The following is a 24093-nucleotide window of genomic DNA, read 5'->3' on the forward strand; positions in this document are numbered from 1 at the left end:
GTATGCCACGCATCATCGGAATTGATATTCCTGCGAAGAAAAAATTAAAAATAAGTCTTACATATATTTATGGGATAGGGCCAGCTCTTTCTAAAGAGATTATTGCTAAGCTGCAGTTAAATCCTGATGCAAGAGCTGCCGAATTAACGGAAGAAGAAATTGGCCGTCTCAATTCGCTCTTGCAGTCGGAGTATGCCGTCGAAGGAGATTTGCGACGTCGTGTACAATCCGATATTAAAAGATTAATAGCTATCCATTCTTATAGAGGACAAAGGCATCGACTTTCATTGCCTGTACGAGGGCAGAGAACGAAGACAAATTCTCGTACGCGTAAAGGTAAGCGTAAAACAGTTGCGGGTAAGAAGAAATAATTTTGTTTAGGAGAACGTGTTTTGGTTAAAAATCAGGCGCAGAAAAAAGGCGTAAAAAGAAAACAATTAAAGAACATCCCTTCAGGCGTCGTTCATGTTAAGGCTACGTTCAATAACACGATCGTATCTATAACAGATCCTGCAGGTAATGTGATCTCTTGGGCTTCGGCTGGAAAAGTTGGGTATTCTGGGTCTCGCAAGTCATCTGCCTTCGCTGCGACGGTGGCTGCACAAGACGCGGCAAAGATTGCCATGAACTCCGGGTTGAAAGAAGTTGAAGTGTGTTTGAAAGGCACTGGAGCTGGTAGAGAATCTGCGGTTCGAGCTCTAATAGCTGCTGGTTTAGTAGTTTCCGTCATCCGTGACGAAACTCCTGTTCCTCATAATGGTTGTCGGCCAAGAAAAAGGCGCAGAGTTTAGTTTTAGGGAGGAGGATCGGGATGTCAGATAGTTCGCAAAATTTACTTTACGATAAGTTCGAGTTGCCTGAGACAGTTAAAATGATGCCTGTCGAGGGAGTTTCTAGTTCAATTGACAAAGTTGCTCGCTTCGTAGCAGAGCCTTTGGAAAAAGGAATGGGGCACACTCTGGGCAATGCATTAAGAAGGGCGCTTTTAATTAGTTTAGAAGCTCCTGCTATTATCTCATTTTCTATGACCGGTGTTTTGCATGAGTACATGGCAATAGACGGTGTTATAGAAGATGTTACTAATATTATTTTGAATTTAAAGGGCGCTCTGTTGAAAAAGTATCCTTTTCAAGACAGTGAAGATGGAAGGGCTACTAAGTTGTTGCGTGCGAAAATAGCTATTGATGCGTCTGATTTGGCTGCAGCTGGTGGTCAGCGAGCTGTCACTTTAGCTAATTTGTTGCAAGAGAGCGGTTTTGAAGCGGTAAATCCTGATCATGTGATATTTACTGTTACGCAGCCGATGCAAGCAGATGTTACTTTAAGGGTGGCTTTCGGAAGAGGATATACCGCTTCGGAGAGAATAGTGCTTGAGGACAAAGGAGCGCATGAGATTGTTTTAGATGCTGCATTTTCTCCTGTTGTTTTAGTAAACTACTTTGTAGAAGACACTCGCGTCGGTCAAGATACAGATTTTGATCGTTTAGTTTTGCAAGTTGAAACTGATGGTAGGGTATCGCCTAAAGAAGCTCTGGCATTTTCCACTCAGATTTTAACAAAACATTTTTCCATTTTTGAGAAAATGGATGAGAAAAAGATAGTTTTTGAAGAGTCTGTTTCTATTGAGAAAGAGAATAAAGACGATATTCTTCATAAGTTGGTTCTAGGAATCAACGAGATCGAGCTTTCTGTGAGATCTACGAATTGTTTATCCAATGCAAATATTGAGACCATTGGGGAATTGGTTATTATGGCCGAGCCTCGTTTGCTTCAGTTTAGAAATTTCGGTAAAAAATCTCTTTGTGAAATTAAAAATAAGCTGAAAGAGATGAAGCTAGAACTCGGCATGGATCTTAGTCAGTTCGGTGTTGGTTTGGACAATGTGAAAGAAAAAATGAAATGGTATGCCGAGAGAATTCGGTCAAAAAATACCAAGGGATAGAAGGGTATGCAACACGCTAGAAAAAAATTTAGAGTAGGCCGTACTTCTGCACATAATCGTTGTATGTTGGCTAATATGTTGAAGTCTTTAATTCACGAAGGACGAATTGAGACCACGTTGCCTAAAGCCAAAGAGTTGCGTCGTCATGCAGATAAAATAATTACTCTCGCTAAAAAGAATACCTTAGCAGCTAGGCGTTTAGCTGTAGGTAAACTTATGGTGCGATATAATGCGTTGACGAGTAAAGAGGCTAGACAAGCTAAGAATGGTGATTTTTCAGCTTATAATGTAGATCGTTTAGTGATAAATAAACTGTTTGATGAGTTGCGTCCTCGTTTTAGCGAAAGGAATGGTGGTTACACACGCATTTTAAAAACGCAAAATAGGGTTGGTGATAATGCTCAAAAGTGTATTATAGAATTTTTAGCCGATTAAGGCTGTTTTTTCTAAGAACACTGAGTATTAGGGATTAGCGATGAGAGTAGTAATTAACGGTTTTGGGCGAATTGGCCGTCTGGTTTTAAGACAAATTCTAAAAAGAAATTCTCCTATAGAAGTTGTTGCTATTAACGACCTAGTCTCTGGTGATGCTCTTACTTATCTATTCAAACATGATTCTACCCACGGTCGCTTTGACGTCAAAGTATCCCATGAAGATGGGTGTTTAGTGGTTGGTCAGAGAAAGATACAGTTCTTAGCTGAGCGTGATGTTCAAAAATTACCTTGGGGAGATCTTGGTGTTGATGCTGTTGTTGAGAGCACCGGGCTATTTACAAAAGAAGAAGATGCTGCCAAGCACCTTGCTTCTGGTGCTAAGAGAGTGGTGATCACTGCTCCAGCAAAGGGTAATGTTCCTACGTTCGTAATGGGAGTTAATGAACATAAATTTGACCCTAAAAATGATTTGATTATTTCGAATGCATCCTGCACCACAAATTGTCTTGCTCCTTTAGCCAAAGTGTTACTAGATCGTTTTGGTATAGAGGAAGGACTCATGACGACTGTGCATGCTGCTACGGCCACTCAAAGTGTCGTAGACGGTCCTTCTAAGAAAGATTGGCGAGGTGGTAGAGGTTCTTTACAAAATATTATACCAGCTTCTACCGGCGCTGCTAAGGCTGTTGCTTTATGTCTTCCAGAGCTAAAAGGAAAGTTGACTGGTATGGCTTTTCGAGTGCCTGTAGCTGATGTGTCTGTGGTTGACTTGACAGTGAAATTGACAGCATCTACTACGTATGAGGATATCTGTGTAGCTATCAAACATGCTTCTGAGACTAATTTACGGGGAATTCTAGGCTATACTGATGAAGAAGTTGTCTCGTCTGATTTTATAGGTTGTGAATATTCTTCTATATTTGATGCAGGTGCAGGTATCGCTTTAACAGATCGTTTCTTCAAGTTAGTTGCGTGGTATGATAATGAAATAGGCTATGCGACGCGCATAGTTGACTTATTAGAGTATGTAGCGAAAAGCTCTAAATAAAAAGGTTTAATTTGTGTATTTTACAAGAGATCCAGTTATAGAGACTGTTATTACTTCCAGGGAAGGATATAAATTATCGGTGCGCAATACGAAGCACCTTTCGCAAGATCCATTTGTTGTAGAAGCTATTGAGGTTATTTCCTTAGGGAATACTTGTTTTTTCCGTAATTGTGACCATGGCAAGCCATTCATTGTTCCTGCTGCAGATTATGAAGTTATGGAAGTTCGTGACACAAGGATCAATCTCAAAGCTGTTGGATTGGATCGAGGAGTGAAGATTGCTGGCGGTAGAGAAGGTCTAATGAGATTGACGAAAGTGGCGCCTGTCGAAGAGAAGTATGAAGTTAGTGAAGAGCTCAGGGGTAGTGAGCCTTCTACTTCCCCAGTCGTTAAGAAAGAAAAGAAGGAATCTCGTAAATCTGAGAAGTGGAAAGAAAAGAAGAAGCAGGGACGAAGAAAAAATAATAAAGAAATAGCTGAAGCTGCGGGTGCTTCTCAGGAAGTCATTGATACTGTCACAGAAGAGATTTGGGAAGAATCGCAGGCAAATAAGCTTGAAGATGATAAGAAGTTCTCTTTACTTCCACCTCCTTCAAAGCTTATTTCTGAAGTGTTTTCCCAAGGTTCACCTGGTCAATCAGTTACTTCTGCTGATTTAGATGAGTCTTTACATGTATTGGTTAATGAAAGTAGCGAGATTATCAATGCATTGCTATCAGCCGAACCTATTGTCTCTCTTCCAGAGGACGAGGAAGTAAACTTAGCTGCTGATGAAGAGCTTCCTACACCTTGTTCTCCAGAAGAAGACTGATTTAGATTTTTGGTATTCTTATACTTGAAATCCATTGATCTAGAAATTGTTGTATGATAAGCTTCTTCTTGAGTTTCTTTTGGGACGTTTTATAGTTTTCCCTTGTTTTGGCAAGGGATATCGCTCAGATGGTGGAATGGTAGACACTAGGGACTTAAAATCCCTTGGGCTTATGCCCGTGCAAGTTCGAGTCTTGTTCTGAGCACTTTTTCTTAGTCACTTTCTTCTTCCCTTTACAGAGATATTTTCTACTTATTACTTTGATAACGGCATCTGTTTTGTGATTTTTTGATGTCTGTCCAATGGTCAGAAAATCGTTAGTGACCACAAAACATCTTTATAGTAACATCCTTGTGTTGTCTCTTTTAACACGTGTTGAATTTGCGTGCTGATAAAGCTGTCAATGGTTATTTGGTGCGCGTGATGACTTGAGAATTCAGATTAGTCGGTTCCCGGGTTAGAGACGATAAGTCACGTATATGTTTATTTAATACGCTAACAATAAAGAAGACTATGTCATCTGTTAAGAAAAAACGAAGACTAAAAATTGCCAAGCATAAGCGAAAAAAAAGACGCCGAAGAGATCGTCATAAAAATAAATAGTTGATTGGTTTATGTGGACTCACCCAATTAGTTATGATGTTATTGTAGTTGGGGCAGGGCATGCAGGTTGTGAGGCGGCCTATTGTGCGGCAAAGATGGGTGCCTCGGTCCTTTTATTGACCTCTAATCTAGATACTATTGCCAAGTTAAGTTGTAATCCTGCTGTTGGAGGAATAGGTAAGGGTCATATTGTTCGAGAGATTGATGCTCTGGGCGGCATTATGGCGGAAGTTACTGACCTCTCGGGTATACAGTTTCGTATTTTGAACCAGACAAAAGGACCTGCGGTTCGAGCTCCAAGAGCTCAGGTTGATAAGCAGCTTTACCATGTTCATATGAAACGTTTACTAGAGAATGTTTCGGGACTTCATATCATGCAAGGGACGGTTGATTCTCTGCTTGATAACAGTAGCGGGGTTCTTGGTGTTTCTACGAAAGAGGGAGTGTCTTACCTTGGGAAGACTGTTATCCTGTCTTCTGGCACGTTTATGCGAGGGTTGATTCACATAGGTAGTCGCAATTTTTCTGGTGGACGTTTAGGAGACCCGGCAACCAATGGATTGTCTTCAGCATTGAAAGAAAGAGGGTTCCCGTTAAGCCGTTTAAAAACGGGTACGCCTCCTCGTCTGCTTGCCTCTTCTATAGATTTTTCTGTAACTGAAGAGCAGCCAGGGGATCTTGGTGTGGGGTTTGTACATAGAAGCGAGCCCTTCGTTCCTCCTTTGCCTCAAGTGTCTTGTCATATTACGCATACTACCGAAAAGACGAAAGATATTATATCCCATAATTTAAGCTGTTCTGCTCTCTATGGCGGTAAGATAGAAGGAGTAGGCCCTAGATATTGTCCTTCTATAGAAGATAAGATAGTTAAGTTTTCTGATAAAGAACGCCATCATGTTTTTATAGAGCCTGAGGGTATTAATACTCAGGAGGTTTATGTTAATGGCCTGTCTACTTCAATGCCGTTTCGTATCCAATACGAAATGATTCGTTCTGTTCGTGGTTTAGAAAACGCAGTAATTACACGTCCTGCATATGCAATCGAGTATGATTATGTTCACGGCAATGTGATTCATCCTACTATGGAGAGCAAATTAGTAGAGGGACTTTTTTTGTGCGGTCAGATTAATGGAACCACAGGTTACGAAGAAGCCGCTGCTCAGGGATTGGTAGCAGGAATTAATGCTGTAAATAAGGTGCTAGGACGTCCGGCATTTGTCCCTTCGCGTCAGGAGTCTTATATTGGTGTGATGTTAGATGATCTCACCACACAAGTATTGGATGAGCCTTATCGTATGTTTACAGGGCGTGCTGAGCATAGATTGTTATTGAGGCAGGATAATGCTTACATGCGCTTATCTCATTATGGTCGTGATTTAGGTTTATTGTCCAAAGACCGTTACGAGATGTTTGAAAGTCAAAAGCAACTTATTGAGCAAGAGAAGGCCCGTCTTTCCAAGGTTTTCAAGCATTATGGTAGCTCAGTTGTCTCTCTAGCTAAGGTATTGTGTCGCCCAGAAGTATCTTATGAAATTTTACATGCTACTTTTCCTGAAGATGTACAGGACCTCGGACCGATATTGAATGCATCGTTAGAGATGGAAATCAAATACGCTGGTTATATAGATCGCCAAAAAGCATTAATTCATAGCTTATCCAAAGCGGAAAACATGTTAATTCCTGAAGGCTTTGATTATAACCAAATCTCGGCTCTTAGTTTAGAGGCTAGAGAGAAGCTGACGAAATTTACACCGCGAACTATAGGATCTGCCTCTAGAATATCTGGTATTGCTAATGCGGATATTCAGGTTCTTATGATTGCCTTGAAAAAGTATGCTCATCAATGATTGTTTTTTAATAGATCTTCAGGGAACTTCAATTTTCAAACAATTGCAAATAGAAGAAGCATTATTGCGTAATTCACGAGATAATTTTTGTATTATCAATAATGGTATTCCTGACGCAATTGTTTTAGGCATATCTAGAAAAATTCAGGATGATGTTAATTTGCATAATGCGCGTTGTGATGATGTCTCTATTTTTAGACGCTATACTGGTGGAGGGACTGTTTTTATCGATGCAGACACCCTAGTGGTTACTTGGATTATGAACACAGATTTTGCAATGCATGCTCAAGATATTTTGCAATGGACCTACCCAATATACGCTAGAATCTTGCCAGAAACATTTAGAATTCAAGAAAATGATTATACGTTAGGCGAGAAAAAAATAGGTGGAAATGCTCAATACGTTCAAAAAGGCCGTTGGGTACACCATACAACTTTTTTATGGGATATAAACATCAAAAAGCTTGTCCGTTACCTTCCGTTACCTAAAAAGCAACCTGAATATAGAAAGCAAAGGTCGCATTATGATTTTCTCACTATTTTACGGCCCTGGTTCCCTAAACAAGAAGATTTTTTTAATGCATTGAGAGCTTCTGCAAGTGCCCACATATTTTGGAAAGATTGCCCACAAGCTATGATTCAACAGGCGCTTGAGAAGCCTCACCGTAAATCGACAATTGTATTATGAAAACCTTACTTGCTGGCATTCATAATTTCTGTTTTACTGAAGAAGTAGCTAATTTCAATTCTTGCATTTTCTAGACTATCGGAACCATGTACAGCATTGATACCGATAGATTCCCCAAATTGCGATCGAATCGTTCCTGGAGTCGCTTCTGCAGGATTTGTTGCTCCCATGAGTTCACGGTTGCGTGCAACGGCATTTTCTCCTTCAAGAACCATAACAACTGCAGGACCAGAAATCATAAAATCTACGAGTTCTTGGAAGAAAGGACGAGATTTGTGTACGGCGTAAAAACCTTCTGCTTCTTTAGAAGATAGGTGGACCATTTTCATAGCAGCTACACGCAATCCAGATTTTTCAAAAATCGCAATAATCTCGCCAATATGAGATTTGCTCACAGAATCAGGCTTGATGATAGATAGCGTTTGTTCCATACGTATAAAATCTCCTTAAACAAAAATGAAGTAAATGTGAGGAAATTATATCACGATTCTAAGGAAAGTCTAGCTCTTGTTAGTGGTTTGCAAGTTCTTTTTTAGAGCAAGAGGTAAAATTTCTGACAGGGAAGTATAGCCAGGAAATTCTCTGATTGCTTCCGCAAGCATTCTCTCCGCAATAGTTTTTGTATATCCTAAAGCCGATAGGGCTTTTACACCCTCATCCAAAACAGATGAAGAGAATTTAGATAATGTTGGTGATGATGTTGTGGAATCTAAAGGTAATAAGTCTGCAAGCTTTTGTTTTAAATCTACCATAAGCTTTTCGGCAGTTTTTTTCCCTATACCAGGGACAGAAGCAATTGCTTTAATATTTTCAGATCTGGCTATTACACACAGTTCCGCCAAAGGAAAGCGGTTTAAAATGGCTAAGCCAGTTTTTGGCCCTATTCCTGCAAATGAGATAAGAATACGAAAGCATTCACGTTCTCCGCGAGAAGGGAACCCATACAATGTGTGCTCTGTTTCACGAACAATAGTATGTGTATACGAGAGAATATTACTTTGTAATTGGCTAGATAATTCTGCAAGCCATCGTTCTGTGATTGAGATACTAAATCCGATACCTTGGCATTCCAAAACTATCGTGCTGGCACTTACATAAACAAGATTTCCACGAATATAGTCGTACACTATTACGCTCCAATGATAGAAGAAAAAGCCCCTACGTGGGTATGACATATTGCTAAGGAAAAAGCATCAGCAACATCTTCAAATTTAGCATCTAAAATATCAGGAATATTAAGTATTTTACTAACCATGAGTTGGACTTGTTGTTTGCTAGCATTACCTTTACCAACAACAGCTTTTTTAGCAACATTCGGCGTATACTCAAATACGGGAATATTTTTTAAAGAGGCAGCTAGTAGAATAATTCCTCTTGCCATGCCAAGTTTAATAGTACTTTGAGGATTTTTATGCACATATTGAGTTTCTAATACTACGGCATCTGGTTGAATATTTTCTATCACTTCAGAAATAGTTAAGAATAATTGCTTATAGCGGTTTGCTAGATCTTTCTTAGGAGATAAACGGATGGCTCCATAGCTATGAGCACGAATTTGATAGCGCATTTCTACCGCGATGATTCCATACCCAGTAACCTGTGTCCCTGGATCGATTCCCATGATTAATTGTGGCATTAACTTTATCTAACCTGATTGGGTCCTAATATTAATGTTCAAATAGTTGTGACCTAGGAATTTTCTTCCATAATAGAAAGATACCAAGAATGAGTTTACATCAGTATTTTTATTTGTCTAACACTCACTAAAGCATACCTAAGATATCCAATCAGACATAGTCTAATATATTTCAGATTCTGAGAATTTAGTTGTTAGTTTGTCTATCTGTTCTTCTAGGACCTTAATTTTATGCTCGTAACATAATCGGCGTCCTTCACTGATTTCCGTTTGTTGTATACTTTCAACAAGATCTCGTTTTAATTCATCAATAATATCGTTTTGATGACGTGCTTGTTGTAGTTTTTCTGCTAGACGGTTTTGTAGCCAACTATTTTCATTTTGTAGTTTTTCAATTTGTTGTTGTCTTTGTTCATCGCGAAATAAATAGTCTTTTTTTAGTTCAAGATATTTATTTTCCCAGTCAGTAAGAGCATCTTTAGAAGATGATGCCGAAGGCTTATCTAATAGAATTGTGTTACTCATCCTGCTGCATACTTCAGATAGAGTGTTACACGCGTACTGCCATTCAACGAGATCAGCATCTTTTAGTCGACAAAGCAACAAAAGCATGGATCGAGAGTAATTATCATAGCTATTAGGAAGAAGGGGAGAGGGGTTGCTTGACCACAGAGAAGACAGATGCAGCTTAATTGCCGATAAGAGCCGCCGCAAAGGAATACCTCTAAATTTAATTAGACATTCGTGTCTATAGCACAGAAAAGAGTTCTTGTCTTAGGTTCTCAAGTAAGAAAAAATAGTTTCGGGCGTTCTCTTGATCTAAATACGGATTTGTACGTCATATTGTGATGATTTAAGAAAGCAAAAGAAATGCCATTTTTATTATTGGGCGAATAGAAAAGGCTACTCAGAAAACTCGAAAGCCGCATGATTTCTAAAACGTGCGAGTTCTTTTTCAAAAACTAAAGGAACAGTACCTATGGATCCGTGGCGATTCTTAGCAACAATCAGTTCAGCTGTGCCAGGCTTATCGTTAGGATCATAATACTCGCGTCGTAATAAAAACATGACTAAATCAGAATCTTGTTCAATGCTTCCACTTTCCCTAAGATCACTCATCATCGGACGATGGTTAGCGCGATCCTCAACTTTTCTGGAAAGCTGAGATAGACAAAGGATCGGGATATTCAACTCTCGTGCCAGAGTTTTTAACATTCTAGAAATTTCCGCTATTTCTGTTTGACGACTTTCTGCTGATCGTAGAGTTCCAGAACCAGAAAGCAGCTGAAGATAATCAATAATAAGAAATTGAATGTCATAACTTTCTTTCATTCTACGTGCACGAGCCCGAAGGTCTGTTACTTTGAGTCCTGGCTGGTCATCGATTAAAAGTTTGTGCTCTTGCATTTCATTAACTACTGTCACAATACGTTGAAAATCATGACCAGAAAGATCACCAAGATGGATTTTTTTGGAATCAACCTCTGCTCGGGAACATATAATACGATGAATGAGCTGATCTACAGTCATTTCCAAGGAAAAAATTCCGATAGGAAGTCGATTTTGAAAACACATATTTTCGGCAATATTTAATGCCAAAGCGGTCTTTCCCATTGCAGGTCGTGCCGCTAAAATCATAAGGTTAGAAGGAGAAAAACCATTAATCATTTTATCTAGGTCGATAAAGTGAGTCGGAATCCCCGATATGGGTAAAGCATGTCCAGAATGAGCATGTTTTAGGAAGGCTTCCTGTTTTTCCTGTAGTTCAACAAGAAAAGGCTTATCTTCCGCAGAGGTCAAACCTCGTAACCTATCTGCTACTAACACATAGGGGCTTAATGAGGTAGTTTGACTGATTTTAAACAAAGCATTTTGGGCTTCATCCAGAGCTACAGCTACATCTTTAGGTTCTTCAGCAGCTTTTTTCTCAATTTCCTTGGCTGCTGAGATCATTTTCCTTAAGACAGACTTAGATAAAATGATTTGGATATACTCTTCAAGGTAAGCTGCTGTTCCTGCATAGTTAGCTAGTGAGATCAGATAAGTAGGCCCGCCGATTACAGATAGCTGATTCTTACGCTTAAGTTCTTCACCAGCAAGATGGATATCTATGGGACGATCGTGTTTGAAAGCATCATTCAATACACGGAAGATAACCTTATGTTCAAGGTAGTAAAAATCATCTTCATTCAGCTGGTTAGCTGCGAGATTTAGATGGTTTATGTTGGTTAACATGCAACCAAGAACAATCCTTTCTGATTCCTTAGAGTTAGGAGCAGAAGGAAGAAGAGTAGGATCTTTTTCAAGCTTGGTGGACATAAGTTTCCAACGGTAATACCATTAACTTACTACTGTCTAGCATTTCACTAGAGTTACAACGATGTACGTGCTTTCCTAAGACGTACTTAAAATAAAATCAATGAAAAGTTTCCCAGGGGCCGTATTCAAAGACAACCAAGGATTATACAGAGAGTAGGATAACAAATAAAGTAGGTATGTTAAGATTCTAGAACAAGCATAGTTTTTTTATTTCATAGTGGGATTATCCTTGTAAGAAATTAATCTTTGTCTATGCTATATGCTTGCGGGTGCGCCACCTGCATGCGTTTACGTGATTATTAAGGAAAGATGGCTGAGTGGTCGAAAGTACGTCCCTGCTAAGGACGCGTACCCCTAAAGGGTACCGAGGGTTCGAATCCCTCTCTTTCCGTTTTTTCTTAGGGTTCTCTTGAGAAAGCTGGCTAATCTTTGTTTTTGTAAATTTTTTCTCTAAAATATACATGAAAGCTTGTAAGGTGATTCTTAAAGAAGAGAATGCCATCAGAGGGGTAGGGATTAACTCTATACTTGCCTCTAGACCTAGTTTGCTTTATAATGCCTTCTTTTAACTAGTATTAAGTCTTCTAGCAAAGATTACGTTAGTCACAATGATGAGACAATTTTGCAATTTTCTTTCTCTGTCGCGAGTAGGGCTAGCTGTATTCTTTTGTTGTGAGACAGTCTACTTCCGTCTTCTGGCCATTCTTGGAGGAATGGCCAGTGATATCTTAGACGGGTATCTTGCGCGTCGATATAAAGCAACCAGCCGCCTGGGATCTATATTAGATCCCGCTACAGATAAGTTTTTTGTTTTTGTTTGCGTTGCTATGCTTTATTGGGAGGGTTCTCTTTCCCTTGCTCATCTAGTTCTTATTTTCTCTCGCGATCTCTTCTTAGTTTTATTCGCTGTATATCTTTCTAGTGTGCGTGGATGGAAGGGGTACGATTGCAGCGCGCTTGCTTGCGGCAAGATCTTTACATTTGCGCAGTTCGCTATTTTATTGGGGGCTACAGCTGGGATGAGTATTCCAGCTACCTGGTTAACACCATTAATTATTCTAGGTTTGCTCTACTTCTTAGAAAGAATAATAGATTATAAAAAGAGGTGCTTAGATTAAATATGCAAGTAGAATTTTGACTCTAGTTGATCATAGGAACATCTTGTATTTTAGGTGTCGTTTGGTTATAATATCGCCCTCTACTTTTATTAAAGTCTTTTAATTATGCCTAGTCGTTTGCGTTCTAAGCAGCATCGCCATAGCAATAAGATTGCGGGATCTCTTGGGCATAACTTTTTAATTTTCTATTTGTTACGCACTATAATATTGGGAAGGAGCTTATGCAGTCATCAGAAGTGAAACCCTTTTCAAGACTACGGGCGTATTTCTGTCCCATTTACCGATCAGAGTTTCCGAAATTTCTTCCTCTTTTTGGTTTAGCCTTCTTCGTAGGTTTCAACTACTGTCTTCTCAAGAGTATGAAAGATACGTTGGTAGTAGTAGGGTCGGGTGCAGGTGCAGAGGTAATCCCGTTCTTGAAGGTTTGGGGGACGGTCCCCGGCGCTGTTATTGTTACCATGATCTATGGATGGTTAAGTAGTCGGTATCCCAGGGATACCGTTTTTTATTCCTTCGTAGGCACATTCCTAGGTTTCTTTCTGCTTTTTGCCGTAGTCATTTATCCTATGGGAGATGCTATTCACCTGGACTATATTGGTGATAAGCTACAGGATATTTTGCCTGAGGGGCTAAGAGGATTTATCGTAATGATCCGTTACTGGAGTTATAGTTTGTACTACGTCATGTCCGAGTTATGGAGTTCTGTAGTGCTCTCTACTCTCTTTTGGGGTTTTGCTAATGAAGTAACAAATGTCAAAGAGGCTGGAAGATTTTATGCCTTAATTAACACTGGTTTAAACCTATCCTCGATATTTGCTGGTGAGACTTCTTATTGGTTGGGGCAATACTCGCTAATTCATCTTCCATTTGTGAAAGACCGTTGGCACGAGGTTATGCTTATTTTGACAACTTTAGTTGTGTTAGGCGGCCTCTGCATGATTCGGTTGTACTACAAAGTTCACTCCATAACTAAGTATTCTAGCTGTGATCTATCGGATTGCTCGGAACAAGAGGAAAGCATTGCTTCGATTAAAGCGAAAAAGAAAGGTAAGAAGACAAAAACTAAGAGTTTATTCATGTGCCTTCTTCGTTCGCGCTACCTTCTTGGTATCGCTATCATAGTTCTGTCTTACAATCTCGTTATTCATTTGTTCGAAGTCGTTTGGAAAGATCAGGTAAGTCAAGTTTATACCACACGTGTAGAATTTAATGGCTATATGAGTAGGATTACAACTTTGATAGGTGTCGTGTCAGTCCTCACAGCTATTTTTATGTCAGGACAAAGTATTCGTAGGTGGGGATGGACCTTTGGAGCTATGGCGACTCCTTTAGTATTGTTAGTTACTGGCAGTCTATTTTTCGGAGTAGTTTTCGCTGTTCGAGGAGATATTAGAATCTTTGGCGGCTTGTCTCAGACAGCACCTTTAATGATCGCTGCCTGGATAGGCGGTATGCAAAACGTTTTATCCAGAGGAGCAAAATTTAGTTTCTTTGACCAGACAAAAGAAATGGCTTTTATCCCTCTGCCTAATGATGAAAAAAATTATGGCAAGGCTGCGATTGATGGTGTGGTGTCTCGAGTCGGGAAATCTGGTGGCTCATTAATCTATCAGGGGCTTCTGATTATATTTTCTTCCGTAGCTGCAAGTTTGAATGTTATTGCCATTGTCTTATTGGTGATAATGGTTGCCTGGATTGCAGTCGTTGCTTATATAGGCAGGGAATATAGAGAAAGAGAGTCGGCAGCGATCTCAGATGATTCTGCATATCTTGCAACATCTTCGCGATCCGTTTCTAATGCTCCTGTGGATGCTGATAGTTCTTCTAAGGAAGAAGTAGTTACTTTGTAGCCAAAAGGGCTTGTACAAGCCCTTTCTTTTTAAATCTTCATTTTTGGTCTTATTTCCTTCTTGTTATATTTGTCTTTTGATTTTGTTCGACCGTTGTATGGGTGTTTATGAAAACATTTTGGAAATTTTTATCTAAAGGCTTCTTGTCTATCTGTGGGTTGTCTTTAGGGGTTATTTTAGCTTTATTCTTCATGTTAGTTGTCGTTACTTCTAGTATTGGTGAAAGTAACGGATTTATCAGTTTGCCTGATGCTGATGGGAAGATCAAAGAGCTAGGAAAAACTGCTCCTATTTTAGCCGTTATTGAGATGAAAGATGCTATATCTTCTAATAAGCAAACTGCGAAAACAATCCAGAATACTTTGAATAGTTTAGATAAGTCTCCTTTTAAGGGACGGGTAAAAGGCATTATCATTGATATGGATTGTCCTGGGGGAGAAGTTTTTGAGATTGCTAGAATATATTCTTCTTTACAGTTCTGGAAATCCATTACTCGTTGTCCTGTGTACGTCTTTGTTAATGGGTTATGTGCTTCCGGAGGCTATTATGTAGCATGTGGTGCTGATCGTATTTACTCAACTCAGGCTTCGCTAATTGGGTCTGTAGGGGTGCTTTCTGGGCCATATTTCAACGTTAAAGAAGGACTAAATCGTTATGGTGTGGAGAGCGATTTGCTTTCTTCAGGAAAGTGTAAGGCTCCTATGAATCCTTATACGCCATGGACTTCGGAAGAACGTGAGGCGCGACAAGGGATTATTGATTATCTGTATGGTCAATTCGTCGAGGTGGTTTCTAGTCACCGCCCAATGTTAACAAAGGAAAAATTAGAAAATGTATTAGGAGCGCGTTTGTATCCCCCACAAAAAGCTTTAGAAGAAGGTTATATCGATGTTATTAATGCTACGCAGCAACAAGTAATTCGAGATTTAGCTCAAGTATGCGGAATTTCTGATGACTATCGTGTTGTAACGACTGTACAAGACAATTGGCTGAAAAAATTTGTATCTTCGTCAGCGAATAGTCCTTTAATTACGGGAAAATTGAAAGTTCAATTGCCTTCTGAAATGGATCAACAGCAGTCCTTTTCTTATTTAGTTGGCTAGATGCTCATGTTTTGCGGAGAAAAGTATGCGTAAGGTTTTTGTTCTAGATGCCTCAGGATTTATTTTTAGGGCATATTTTGCTTTGCCAGAAATGAAAAACTCTTCTGGTGATCCTACACAAGCCGTGTTCGGTTTTATCCGTTCAATTAATAAACTTGTCAAAGACTTTTCTCCTAGTCACATGGTCGCAGTATTCGATGGCCCTGATAATAAAAAAAGTCGCCGTGATATTTTTGCAGAGTACAAGAGTCATCGTGAAAAAGTTAAAGGCATGATGGAACAGATCACTTTGGTTAAGGAGTATTGTGATCTTGTGGGGCTTCCTTATTTGGAAGTGGATTCTGTGGAAGCCGATGATGTAATTGCTAGCCTTTCGAAGCAAATTGTAGATCAAGGATATAACGTTTGTATATGCTCTACAGATAAAGATCTACTGCAACTGGTTAGTGAGCGTGTAACTGTTTTGAATCCTTGGAAAAAACAAGAAATAGTTACTCGCCAGAATGTGATAGACAGTTATGGAGTGCCTCCAGAATGCATAGCAGATTACCTCGCTCTAGTAGGCGATACTTCGGATAATATTCCTGGAGTATCTGGCTGTGGCCCGAAAAAAGCCGCTACTTTACTACAAAAATTTGGTTCCGTTGAAGGTATCTTAGAGAATATAGAGGGTTTATCAGGAGCTAACCGAACCATGATAGAGGAGCAACAAGCTATTCTTAAAATGAGTAAGCAACTTGCTCAGCTGAATTATTCGATTAGTATTCCTAAGTCATGTGATAGTTTTGTTTTCCCACAGTACTGTGTAGATCAAGATAAGTTAAATGCTTTTTACATGCGTCAAGGCTTTAAGACTTTCGTACGTAAAGGGGACAAAGAAACTACTTATAGTGAAATAGAAAGAATCACGGATCCTCAAGAACTGTCTCGTATTTTGAATTCTCTTAAGGGGAAGGAAGTCGCATTTTCTGTTTCTTACTTGGGTAAAAGTCTTCTTACTTTGGAAATGTTTGGAGTAGCTTTAACTTGTGGTGATGGCAACGTTTATTATGTTGATCTCGTAAGATATCGCGAGGAAATGGTCCCCATTTTACAATGTTTTTTTGCACATGAAGACACATATTTTTACGGTTATAATATTAAAAGAGACAACCATGCTCTGAGAAATTCTAATATTTATGTAAAAAATATCATTTATGATTTAGCACTTGCAGATCATTTGGTACATGGGGGAGCAAAAATTTCTTATCAAACTTTACTGGTAAATCAAGGTTTGATAGACGCTGCCAGCTTATTTGTAAAAGAATGGAGCGCTCTTAGTTTACCCGTTACAAATTTTCCTAATAATGTTGCTCAGTATTTTGGCGAATTTGTTGCGCATCTTCCTAAGACAAAGGATGTTTTATTATCTGAATTAGATCAGAAAAAAATGAGAGATATCTTTTTAAACGTGGAGATGCCTTTAGAAAAGGTATTATTCTCTATGGAAAGGGCTGGTATGCCTATAAACATCCTAGCTTTAGAGGAACTGGAGGAGATTTTATCACGAGAGTTAGTAGTTATCAGTGATGAGATTTATGCATTGGCTGGAGAAGTTTTTAATATTAAATCTCCTAAGCAATTATCTGATATTTTATATAATATTTTACAAATAAAACCAGTGGATAAATCTAGATCTACGAAAGCCGAAGTTTTAGAGATGTTAATGGGAGAACACCCGATTATTGATAAAATTTTATGTTTTCGTACGGTTGAGAAATTGTTGTCTACCTATGTTAAGGCATTGCCTAAGCAAATTGATCCTAATACACAAAGAATCCATCCAACATTTAATCAGACAGGAACCGTAACAGGACGATTAGCATGCCAGGATCCTAATCTTCAGAATATTCCTACACGTTCAGAAAGAGGACGATTACTTCGAAAGGCTTTTTGCACTGGTTCAGAAGATAAGTACTTTTTATCAGCAGATTATTCTCAAATTGAGCTAAGATTTTTAGCTCACCTTAGTGGAGATGATTCGCTAAGACTTGCTTTTGAATCTGGAGAGGATATCCACACTTTTACTGCTTCACAAGTGTTTCATGTGCCTTTAGATGAGGTAACTAGAGAACAAAGAAAGCAAGCGAAAACAGTAAATTTTGGTATTATTTATGGTCAACAAGCTTATGGATTATCCAAGATATTACACATCAGCGTTGGCGAAGCACAGGGGTTAATAGAGGCTTATTTTGAACGTTATCCTAAAGTGCTTGAGTTTATCAATCATACTATTGAGCAAGCTTCTCAAGACCTAAGAGTAACTACACTTTTAGGCAGGGAACGAATTATTGATAATTGGAAGGAACTTTCTGGATCTCGTTCTGCTTCGGGACGTCTGGCTGTGAACACTCGTATACAGGGTAGTGCAGCAGAATTGATTAAATTAGCCATGTTGCAAATCTCCTCAGCGATGAAGAAACATCGATTGAAAAGTCGGATGCTTTTACAGATACACGATGAGTTACTATTTGAAGTTCCCGAGAATGAGATGGAGCAAATGCGGACTCTAGTTCCTGAGATTATGGAGTCTGCTATGGTGTTGTCTGTGCCTTTGGTTGTGAATATCTTGGTTGGAAAAAATTGGGCAGAATGTTAAAGTCACTAAAAGTTTCTATTACAGGGGATCTTTCTTCGGGAAAGACTGAAGCTTGTCAGATATTCCGGGAGTTAGGTGCTTATGTAGTTAGTGCTGATGAAGTTTCGCATAGTTTCCTTATTCCTCATACACACATAGGTCGTCGTGTTGTTGATCTTCTAGGACCAGAAGTAGTTACTGGTGACTCTTTCGACAGAAAGGCTATAGCAGATCGTGTTTTTGGTAATCCTGCTTTATTGCAAGCTTTAGAAGCTGTTTTGCATCCAGAAGTTTGTCGCATTATTGAGGAGCAATATTGTCAGGTAACTCAAGAGGGGATATACCCTATTTTTATCGCTGAGGTGCCTTTGCTGTATGAAATACACTATGCGGATTGGTTTGATCGTGTAGTTCTGATTACAGCAGATGAGAACATTCGTAGAGACAGATTTATAAAAAAGACTAGTTTTTCTGATTTACAGTTTTATCAGAGATGTGCCCGTTTTTCCGCTCATGAAGAGAAGATAATGCGAGCAGATATTGTTATCGAGAACAACGGTACTAAAGAAGATTTACGTCATAAAGTTGAAGAATATTTTTACGCTTTAAAGGGAGCATTATGAAAGAAGAGCGTTCTTCAGAAGTCTTGCCAAAGGTGAAGGAGAATAAAAAGCAGTCGTGTCCTTTGCTTCAAGAGAAAGCTTTGGTGGGAGAATGTGCAGTAGTTGCTCAGGAAACAGATGAGTCTGCACAACCTGTAACCATTACAAAGATAGCCAAATTACAAAGGATGGGGATTGATGAGTTGAACGTTTTAGCTCGTCAATATGGTGTGAAAAATATTGGATCTCTAACGAAGTCCCAAGTTGTTTTTGAGATTGTAAAGGCGAAGTCTGAGCGTTCTGACGAGCTTTTGATTGGAGAAGGAGTTCTTGAAGTTCTTCCGGATGGCTTTGGGTTTTTACGATCTCCTACGTACAATTATCTGCCCTCCGCAGAAGATATTTATGTTTCCCCAGCGCAGATTCGTAGATTTGATCTCAAGAAGGGAGATACAATCATTGGGACTATCCGTTCTCCTAAGGAAAAAGAAAAATATTTTGCTTTATTGAAAGTAGATAAAATTAATGGTTCGACTCCTGATAAGGCAAAAGAACGGGTTTTATTTGAGAATCTCACTCCTTTATACCCTAATGAAAGAATCGTTATGGAGATGGGGAAAGAACACCTTGCTGAACGAGTCTTAGATTTAACGGCTCCTATTGGAAAGGGACAAAGAGGTTTGATCGTGGCTCCTCCACGCTCCGGTAAAACTGTTATTTTACAAAGCATAGCACATGCTATTGCTGTTAATAATCCTGATATCGTCTTAATTGTTTTGTTAATTGATGAGCGTCCAGAAGAAGTAACAGACATGATTCGTCAGGTTCGGGGAGAAGTAGTAGCTTCTACGTTCGATGAACAGCCGGAACGTCATATCCAAGTGGCAGAAATGGTAATAGAGAAGGCTCGTAGATTAGTCGAACATGGTAAGGATGTAGTTATCCTTTTAGATTCTATTACGCGTTTAGCTCGTGCATACAATACCGTACAACCACATTCTGGTAAGATTTTAACAGGAGGTGTTGATGCTAGCGCTCTACATAAGCCTAAGCGGTTTTTCGGTGCTGCGAGAAATATAGAGGGTGGAGGATCATTAACAATTTTAGCTACTGCTCTGATTGATACTGGCTCTCGTATGGACGAAGTGATTTTCGAAGAGTTTAAGGGTACAGGGAACATGGAGCTTGTCTTAGATAGGCGGTTATCTGATCGTAGGACTTATCCTGCTATCGATTTGATTAAGAGTGGTACTCGTAAAGAGGAGCTTTTATATCATCCCGGTGAATTAGAAAAGGTCTACTTGTTCCGTCAGGCTATTGCAGATCTCACAGCTATAGATGCAATGCATTTACTTTTGGGTAGATTGAAAAAAACAAATAGTAATGCTGAGTTCCTTTTATCCCTTAAGGATTAGCTAGCGTGATTATATTCCCTAGTCCTCTTGTTTCAGTAGTTTTCTGAAGTTTGGTATGTGTATTTGAGCCAGGTAAGGAAGAGGACTAGAGGTAAGAATTCTTTGTTCTATGATCACTGATCTATGAGAACGTCAGATTCCTATTAAAATATCGGGGAAAATATATAAGTTTTTTTCTTGATACTGGTAGTTCTGTGAACTCGAAATATCGCCTAGTAGAGACTCAACATGATCACGTAAGGGAGCTATATCTCTCACGATTGCTTCCATATTCTCAGAACTATAGATACCTAGAAATTTTTTTCTATTAAATGTCGCTATAGTTAATTGCGAACTCATGGGGATGTCTATTCCTCGAGACAAAGGAATTCCTATAAATATACGTATGAGCATAATCTATGGCTTATAAGTGTATTTTTTGTATTTTGTCAAAAACTTGAGGGTCAAAATTATGATCAGTCTAGAAGAAGAGGAATTACGTGATAATGTAGTATCTGGATTGTATCAACTACAAGCGATTAAGTTTGGGGAGTTTACTTTGCCAAATGGACAAATCACGCCAGTGTATGTGGATATGCGTGCTGTTATTTCTTGTCCCGAAGTTTTGCAAATTATGGCAACGCTAATTTGGCGTCTCAAGCCTATATATAATAGCAGTTTGTTATGTGGGGTGCCATACACAGCACTTACCTTAGCGACTTCTATATCTTTAAAGTACAATATTCCTATGGTGATCAAAAGTAATGCCTGCCGTATTTCTGAGAAACAAATAGAAGGAATTTTTCAACCAGGTCAAACTTGTCTTGTAATTAACGATGTAGTTGTTTCTGGCTCATCCATATTAGAAACAGCATCGGTATTACAAAATGAAGGAATTTACGTACGTGAGGCCCTAGTTTTCTTAGATAGGCAATCTGGAGGCCGGGAAGCCTTGTCTAATGCAGGTATCGAATTGAGATCTGTTTTTACATTAAATGAGCTAATTCAAACTCTGTTATCAAGAGACTATCTTCGTGGAAAAGAAGCATCGATAGCAGCCCAATTATTAGAATCAACGTAATAAGAAATGAAGATTTATTTCATTTAAAAACATAATCTTACTTTTTAAGAATTTAGTTTTAATTAGTTTGTCTAGCCTTTTTATATAATTCTAATTTAAAATCATTATTATATAAGGCAGGCAAATGATTGAGAACGAATTTCAGGGATTTCCCGTACATAGTGAACTTCCTTATTTTTATAGGGATAGAGTAGGTGTAATTGTTCTATGTGGAGGAGAGGGGAAGAGACTGTCTCCTCTAACTTCTTGGCGATGTAAGCCGACAGTATCTTTCGGGGGACGTTACAAACTTATAGACATTCCTATTTCACATGCGATTGTGTCTGGCTTTTCTAAGATTTTTGTAATTGGACAGTACCTCACCTATACATTACAGCAACACCTGTTCAAAACTTATTTCTATCACGGGGTATTACAAGATCAGATTCATTTGTTAGTTCCAGAAGGACGTAATGGAAATCAAATATGGTATAAAGGAACAGCTGATGCTATCCGTCAGAATCTTTTATATTTGCAAGACATAAATGTTGAGTATTTTCTCATACTTTCTGGGGATCAACTCTACAATATGGATTTTCGTACTATTGTAGATTATGCAGTGTCTTCCAGGGCAGATATGGTGATAGTCTCCCAGTTAATCCAGGAGAAAGATGCTAAAAGAATGGGAGTCTTGCAGATTGATGACGATGCTAATTTAATAGGCTTTTACGAAAAGCCGCAAGATCAAGATATACTGAATCGTTTTTGTTTATCAGAACTTGATTGTTTAAAGCATCATTTGGATCCCAAACATGGTAATTTTTTAGGATCCATGGGGATTTATTTATTCCGTAAAGATAGCCTATTTCGCTTACTTAGAGAAGAAACAGGGGATGATTTCGGGAAAGATCTTATCCAAGAACAAATGAAGAGGGGGAAAGTAAGAGCATTTCTATATGATGGATATTGGACAGATATCGGGACAATAGAATCGTATTATGAAGCAAATATTGCTTTAACACAAAGACCTCATCCCCAGCAGCGAGGTCTCAATTATTATGATGATAATGGCATGGTATATAGTAAGAATCACCACTTGCCAGGAGCTATTGTTTCTGACTCTATGATTTCTAGTTCCTTGTTATGCGAAGGCTCTGTAATCGAATCTAGCAAAGTAGCTAATAGCGTTGTAGGAGTTCGAGGTGTGATCGGTAAGAATTCAGTTATCGATCATTCTATAGTTATGGGTAATGATCGTTACGGAATTACTACAAACGATTCTTTTGGGATTGGGAGTGACTGTGAGATTTACAAAACTATTATCGATGAAAATTGCCAGATAGGAAATGCAGTACAACTAGTAAACAAGCACGGTCACAAAAATTATAATTCTCCCGATGGAAAGTTAGTAGTTCGAGATGGGATCGTCATTATTCCCAAAGGAACACAGATTCCAGATAATTATGTGTTCTAAATGTAAGAACATAAGATCTAGGTATGTGAATAAAAGATCTTATGTTCTTAGGTTAAAAGCGTTTATCCTTATAGAGTTGAATATATGGTTGCCAGATAAATAATTGAGTTTTCCTAAGTAAAACTATAAACTACTCGGTTCTCTGAGAACTATTTAAATGGTATCCATTACTATGCAGATTTATGGTTTAGCAGATCTTCATCTCGCTTTAGGTATCCCAGAGAAATCTATGGAGATTTTTGGTGATCCTTGGACCAACTATCATCAGAAAATATATGATCATTGGACTGCCAAAGTTAGAGATGACGACTATGTTTTACTAGCTGGTGATATTTCCTGGGCAATGGATATCGAAGATGCTAAAAAAGATTTCGATTTCCTCAGCAGTCTACCTGGAACCAAAATTATGATCCGAGGGAACCATGATTATTGGAGTTCAGCATCAACCAGGAAATTATCAACAGTTCTTGCAAAAAATATTCGTTATTTATCTCAAGGCTATACTGTTTTGGATGCAAACATAGCTGTTGTAGGAGTGAGATTATGGGAGCACCCTACAATTTGTATTGATTCTCGGGTGTTTGCGAGCTCGAAAAATATTAAACATAAGATTCATACAGAACATGATGAGAAAATCTTTTTGAGAGAACAGATGCGCTTACAAAGAGCATTGGATGCTATCACAGACGATATTCAAGAAATTATAGTGATTACGCACTATCCTCCTATTAGTAGTGATGGGTCTTCTGGCCCAATATCTGAGATGTTAGAACGAAATGGTAGAGTTCGTAAATGTTTGTTCGGGCATCTTCATAAGGTACAGAAACCTCTTCAAGGTTTTGGATGCATAAGAGGTATCGAATATAGTTTAATAGCTGCTGATTACTTAGATTTTGTTCCTAAGGTAGTAATGTGAAAATTTTAGCCGGAAAATATAAAGGGAAGTCTTTTAAAACATTCACAAATCATGCAGTGAGGCCTACTTGCGGGATCGTTAAGGAAGCAGTATTTAATATCTGTGCATCATATCTTGATAACTCTAGTTTTCTAGATCTTTTTGCCGGTATAGGGTCTATGGGGTTAGAGGCGTTAAGTCGTGGGGCTGCTTCTGTAACTTTTGTTGATAATTCTCCTCAGGCGGTAAGACTAATTCGAGCGAATTGCGATTTGTTATCAACAGATCTTCCTGTTTTTATCATCAAACAAGATGTTCGTTCTGCTGTTCAACGACTTGCAAAGAAAGGCTTTTCTTTTGATCTTATCTATGTTGACCCGCCTTATAATTTAGACAATAACTATATATCTTCAATTTTATCAGACATTGTCTCAGGTAAGCTATTAGATGATCAAGGTATGTTATTCTTAGAGAATGCATCTGTTGATCCGATTGAAGTCGCGGGATTATATCTCAAGAATAGGAGGAAATTAGGGGGCACATTTCTATCGGAATATCTTTCTTGTTGTTCTCAGGAATTAAACTAGTTTATCATTAATAAGTTATATTTCTGTGAAACTATATCTAAAACTTTTTTAATTTTGGATATAA

25 protein-coding genes and 2 tRNA genes are annotated in these 24093 nt (G+C 38.7%); 21 read left to right on the top strand and 6 right to left on the bottom strand.

The features are described 5' to 3' along the window. The first annotated feature begins 2 nt into the window (after nt 1-2). The 10 genes from rpsM to H359_RS00905 all read left to right on the top strand — a co-directional run bounded on the left by rpsM (nt 3) and on the right by H359_RS00905 (nt 7374). Complete coding sequence (rpsM, locus tag H359_RS00865; protein ID WP_020370830.1) at nt 3-371, top strand: 30S ribosomal protein S13; 369 nt, start codon at nt 3-5, stop codon at nt 369-371. Nucleotides 372-392: 21 nt separating this feature from the next. Beyond that, nucleotides 393-791 carry a 30S ribosomal protein S11 gene (gene rpsK, locus H359_RS00870; RefSeq protein ID WP_020370831.1) on the top strand — a complete coding sequence of 133 codons (399 nt, stop codon included), beginning with the start codon at nt 393-395 and terminating at the stop codon, nt 789-791. Nucleotides 792-811: 20 nt separating this feature from the next. Then, the gene (locus tag H359_RS00875; protein WP_020370832.1) at nt 812-1942 is read left to right on the top strand and encodes a DNA-directed RNA polymerase subunit alpha; all 1131 of its coding nucleotides are present in this window, start codon (nt 812-814) and stop codon (nt 1940-1942) included. 6 nt (nt 1943-1948) lie between these two features. Then, nucleotides 1949-2377, top strand: coding sequence for a 50S ribosomal protein L17 (gene rplQ, locus H359_RS00880; protein WP_020370833.1), 429 nt, complete (start codon nt 1949-1951; stop codon nt 2375-2377). Nucleotides 2378-2417: 40 nt separating this feature from the next. Further along, the gene (gap, locus tag H359_RS00885; protein WP_020370834.1) at nt 2418-3425 is read left to right on the top strand and encodes a type I glyceraldehyde-3-phosphate dehydrogenase; all 1008 of its coding nucleotides are present in this window, start codon (nt 2418-2420) and stop codon (nt 3423-3425) included. Between the two features lie 13 nt (nt 3426-3438). Next, complete coding sequence (gene grgA / locus H359_RS00890) at nt 3439-4236, top strand: GrgA family transcription factor (protein WP_020370835.1); 798 nt, start codon at nt 3439-3441, stop codon at nt 4234-4236. 122 nt (nt 4237-4358) lie between these two features. Further along, nucleotides 4359-4441 (top strand) — tRNA-Leu (locus tag H359_RS00895). 308 nt (nt 4442-4749) lie between these two features. After that, nucleotides 4750-4839 (top strand): AURKAIP1/COX24 domain-containing protein, encoded by a 90-nt coding sequence (locus H359_RS05240; protein ID WP_072054076.1) that lies wholly within the window; start codon nt 4750-4752, stop codon nt 4837-4839. An 11-nt stretch (nt 4840-4850) separates the two neighbouring features. After that, nucleotides 4851-6686 (top strand): tRNA uridine-5-carboxymethylaminomethyl(34) synthesis enzyme MnmG, encoded by a 1836-nt coding sequence (gene mnmG / locus H359_RS00900; RefSeq protein WP_020370836.1) that lies wholly within the window; start codon nt 4851-4853, stop codon nt 6684-6686. Beyond that, nucleotides 6673-7374: a lipoate--protein ligase family protein gene (locus tag H359_RS00905; protein WP_020370837.1), complete on the top strand. Its 702-nt coding sequence runs from the start codon at nt 6673-6675 to the stop codon at nt 7372-7374. The genes mnmG and H359_RS00905 overlap by 14 nt, the downstream gene beginning before the upstream one ends. 5 nt (nt 7375-7379) lie before the next feature. Here the strand turns inward: H359_RS00905 and ndk are convergent, their stop codons facing one another. The 5 genes from ndk to dnaB form a co-directional block, all read right to left on the bottom strand. Then, nucleotides 7380-7805: a nucleoside-diphosphate kinase gene (gene ndk / locus H359_RS00910; protein WP_020370838.1), complete on the bottom strand. Its 426-nt coding sequence runs from the start codon at nt 7803-7805 to the stop codon at nt 7380-7382. Nucleotides 7806-7874: 69 nt separating this feature from the next. Then, nucleotides 7875-8501 (bottom strand): Holliday junction branch migration protein RuvA, encoded by a 627-nt coding sequence (gene ruvA, locus H359_RS00915; protein ID WP_020370839.1) that lies wholly within the window; start codon nt 8499-8501, stop codon nt 7875-7877. A 2-nt stretch (nt 8502-8503) separates the two neighbouring features. Then, nucleotides 8504-9010, bottom strand: a complete 507-nt coding sequence (ruvC, locus tag H359_RS00920) for a crossover junction endodeoxyribonuclease RuvC (RefSeq protein WP_020370840.1) — start codon at nt 9008-9010, stop codon at nt 8504-8506. A 162-nt stretch (nt 9011-9172) separates the two neighbouring features. Continuing rightward, on the bottom strand, nt 9173-9724 hold the full coding sequence (locus H359_RS00925) for a hypothetical protein (RefSeq protein ID WP_020370841.1): 552 nt from the start codon (nt 9722-9724) through the stop codon (nt 9173-9175). A gap of 189 nt (nt 9725-9913) precedes the next feature. Beyond that, nucleotides 9914-11329 (bottom strand): replicative DNA helicase, encoded by a 1416-nt coding sequence (gene dnaB / locus H359_RS00930; protein ID WP_020370842.1) that lies wholly within the window; start codon nt 11327-11329, stop codon nt 9914-9916. Nucleotides 11330-11632: 303 nt separating this feature from the next. On the opposite strand from dnaB, the gene H359_RS00935 reads away from it, so the two are divergent. The 7 genes from H359_RS00935 (at nt 11633) to rho (ending at nt 20034) form a co-directional block, all read left to right on the top strand. Continuing rightward, nucleotides 11633-11720: transfer RNA gene (locus H359_RS00935), tRNA-Ser, on the top strand. 220 nt (nt 11721-11940) lie between these two features. Then, entirely contained in the window at nt 11941-12447 is a 507-nt protein-coding gene (locus H359_RS00940; RefSeq protein ID WP_020370843.1) for a CDP-alcohol phosphatidyltransferase family protein, read from the top strand. 221 nt (nt 12448-12668) lie between these two features. After that, nucleotides 12669-14297 carry an NTP/H+ exchange transporter Npt2 gene (npt2, locus tag H359_RS00945; RefSeq protein WP_020370844.1) on the top strand — a complete coding sequence of 543 codons (1629 nt, stop codon included), beginning with the start codon at nt 12669-12671 and terminating at the stop codon, nt 14295-14297. A gap of 107 nt (nt 14298-14404) precedes the next feature. Further along, nucleotides 14405-15400 carry a S49 family peptidase gene (locus H359_RS00950; RefSeq protein WP_020370845.1) on the top strand — a complete coding sequence of 332 codons (996 nt, stop codon included), beginning with the start codon at nt 14405-14407 and terminating at the stop codon, nt 15398-15400. Nucleotides 15401-15425: 25 nt separating this feature from the next. Further along, nucleotides 15426-18038, top strand: coding sequence for a DNA polymerase I (gene polA, locus H359_RS00955; RefSeq protein WP_020370846.1), 2613 nt, complete (start codon nt 15426-15428; stop codon nt 18036-18038). After that, entirely contained in the window at nt 18032-18640 is a 609-nt protein-coding gene (coaE, locus tag H359_RS00960) for a dephospho-CoA kinase (RefSeq protein WP_020370847.1), read from the top strand. Before polA ends, coaE begins: the two co-directional genes overlap by 7 nt. Further along, nucleotides 18637-20034 carry a transcription termination factor Rho gene (gene rho / locus H359_RS00965; RefSeq protein WP_020370848.1) on the top strand — a complete coding sequence of 466 codons (1398 nt, stop codon included), beginning with the start codon at nt 18637-18639 and terminating at the stop codon, nt 20032-20034. Before coaE ends, rho begins: the two co-directional genes overlap by 4 nt. A 132-nt stretch (nt 20035-20166) precedes the next feature. Here rho and H359_RS00970 read toward each other — a convergent pair whose 3' ends face one another. Continuing rightward, on the bottom strand, nt 20167-20427 hold the full coding sequence (locus H359_RS00970) for a hypothetical protein (protein WP_035392260.1): 261 nt from the start codon (nt 20425-20427) through the stop codon (nt 20167-20169). A gap of 58 nt (nt 20428-20485) precedes the next feature. On the opposite strand from H359_RS00970, the gene H359_RS00975 reads away from it, so the two are divergent. The 4 genes from H359_RS00975 to rsmD all read left to right on the top strand — a co-directional run bounded on the left by H359_RS00975 (nt 20486) and on the right by rsmD (nt 24029). After that, nucleotides 20486-21094, top strand: a complete 609-nt coding sequence (locus H359_RS00975; RefSeq protein WP_020370850.1) for an orotate phosphoribosyltransferase — start codon at nt 20486-20488, stop codon at nt 21092-21094. A 124-nt stretch (nt 21095-21218) separates the two neighbouring features. Continuing rightward, nucleotides 21219-22547, top strand: a complete 1329-nt coding sequence (gene glgC / locus H359_RS00980) for a glucose-1-phosphate adenylyltransferase (RefSeq protein WP_020370851.1) — start codon at nt 21219-21221, stop codon at nt 22545-22547. Between the two features lie 172 nt (nt 22548-22719). Next, nucleotides 22720-23463 carry a metallophosphoesterase gene (locus H359_RS00985; RefSeq protein WP_020370852.1) on the top strand — a complete coding sequence of 248 codons (744 nt, stop codon included), beginning with the start codon at nt 22720-22722 and terminating at the stop codon, nt 23461-23463. After that, the gene (rsmD, locus tag H359_RS00990) at nt 23460-24029 is read left to right on the top strand and encodes a 16S rRNA (guanine(966)-N(2))-methyltransferase RsmD (protein ID WP_020370853.1); all 570 of its coding nucleotides are present in this window, start codon (nt 23460-23462) and stop codon (nt 24027-24029) included. Before H359_RS00985 ends, rsmD begins: the two co-directional genes overlap by 4 nt. Nucleotides 24030-24093: the final 64 nt, after the last annotated feature.

The organism is Chlamydia ibidis 10-1398/6 (genome assembly GCF_000454725.1).
Taxonomy (GTDB): Bacteria; Chlamydiota; Chlamydiia; order Chlamydiales; family Chlamydiaceae; genus Chlamydia; species Chlamydia ibidis.

Bases quoted from the DNA above. Each gene is read 5' to 3' on its own strand.
- rpsM (WP_020370830.1), top strand. From the start codon at position 3: ATGCCACGCATCATCGGAATTGATATTCCTGCGAAGAAAAAATTAAAA.
- H359_RS00875 (WP_020370832.1), top strand. From the start codon at position 812: ATGTCAGATAGTTCGCAAAATTTACTTTACGATAAGTTCGAGTTGCCT.
- rplQ (WP_020370833.1), top strand. From the start codon at position 1,949: ATGCAACACGCTAGAAAAAAATTTAGAGTAGGCCGTACTTCTGCACAT.
- gap (WP_020370834.1), top strand. From the start codon at position 2,418: ATGAGAGTAGTAATTAACGGTTTTGGGCGAATTGGCCGTCTGGTTTTA.
- H359_RS05240 (WP_072054076.1), top strand. From the start codon at position 4,750: ATGTCATCTGTTAAGAAAAAACGAAGACTAAAAATTGCCAAGCATAAG.
- mnmG (WP_020370836.1), top strand. From the start codon at position 4,851: ATGTGGACTCACCCAATTAGTTATGATGTTATTGTAGTTGGGGCAGGG.
- H359_RS00905 (WP_020370837.1), top strand. From the start codon at position 6,673: ATGCTCATCAATGATTGTTTTTTAATAGATCTTCAGGGAACTTCAATT.
- ndk (WP_020370838.1), bottom strand. From the start codon at position 7,805: ATGGAACAAACGCTATCTATCATCAAGCCTGATTCTGTGAGCAAATCT.
- ruvC (WP_020370840.1), bottom strand. From the start codon at position 9,010: ATGCCACAATTAATCATGGGAATCGATCCAGGGACACAGGTTACTGGG.
- dnaB (WP_020370842.1), bottom strand. From the start codon at position 11,329: ATGTCCACCAAGCTTGAAAAAGATCCTACTCTTCTTCCTTCTGCTCCT.
- H359_RS00940 (WP_020370843.1), top strand. From the start codon at position 11,941: ATGAGACAATTTTGCAATTTTCTTTCTCTGTCGCGAGTAGGGCTAGCT.
- npt2 (WP_020370844.1), top strand. From the start codon at position 12,669: ATGCAGTCATCAGAAGTGAAACCCTTTTCAAGACTACGGGCGTATTTC.
- H359_RS00950 (WP_020370845.1), top strand. From the start codon at position 14,405: ATGAAAACATTTTGGAAATTTTTATCTAAAGGCTTCTTGTCTATCTGT.
- polA (WP_020370846.1), top strand. From the start codon at position 15,426: ATGCGTAAGGTTTTTGTTCTAGATGCCTCAGGATTTATTTTTAGGGCA.
- coaE (WP_020370847.1), top strand. From the start codon at position 18,032: ATGTTAAAGTCACTAAAAGTTTCTATTACAGGGGATCTTTCTTCGGGA.
- rho (WP_020370848.1), top strand. From the start codon at position 18,637: ATGAAAGAAGAGCGTTCTTCAGAAGTCTTGCCAAAGGTGAAGGAGAAT.
- H359_RS00970 (WP_035392260.1), bottom strand. From the start codon at position 20,427: ATGCTCATACGTATATTTATAGGAATTCCTTTGTCTCGAGGAATAGAC.
- H359_RS00975 (WP_020370850.1), top strand. From the start codon at position 20,486: ATGATCAGTCTAGAAGAAGAGGAATTACGTGATAATGTAGTATCTGGA.
- glgC (WP_020370851.1), top strand. From the start codon at position 21,219: ATGATTGAGAACGAATTTCAGGGATTTCCCGTACATAGTGAACTTCCT.
- H359_RS00985 (WP_020370852.1), top strand. From the start codon at position 22,720: ATGCAGATTTATGGTTTAGCAGATCTTCATCTCGCTTTAGGTATCCCA.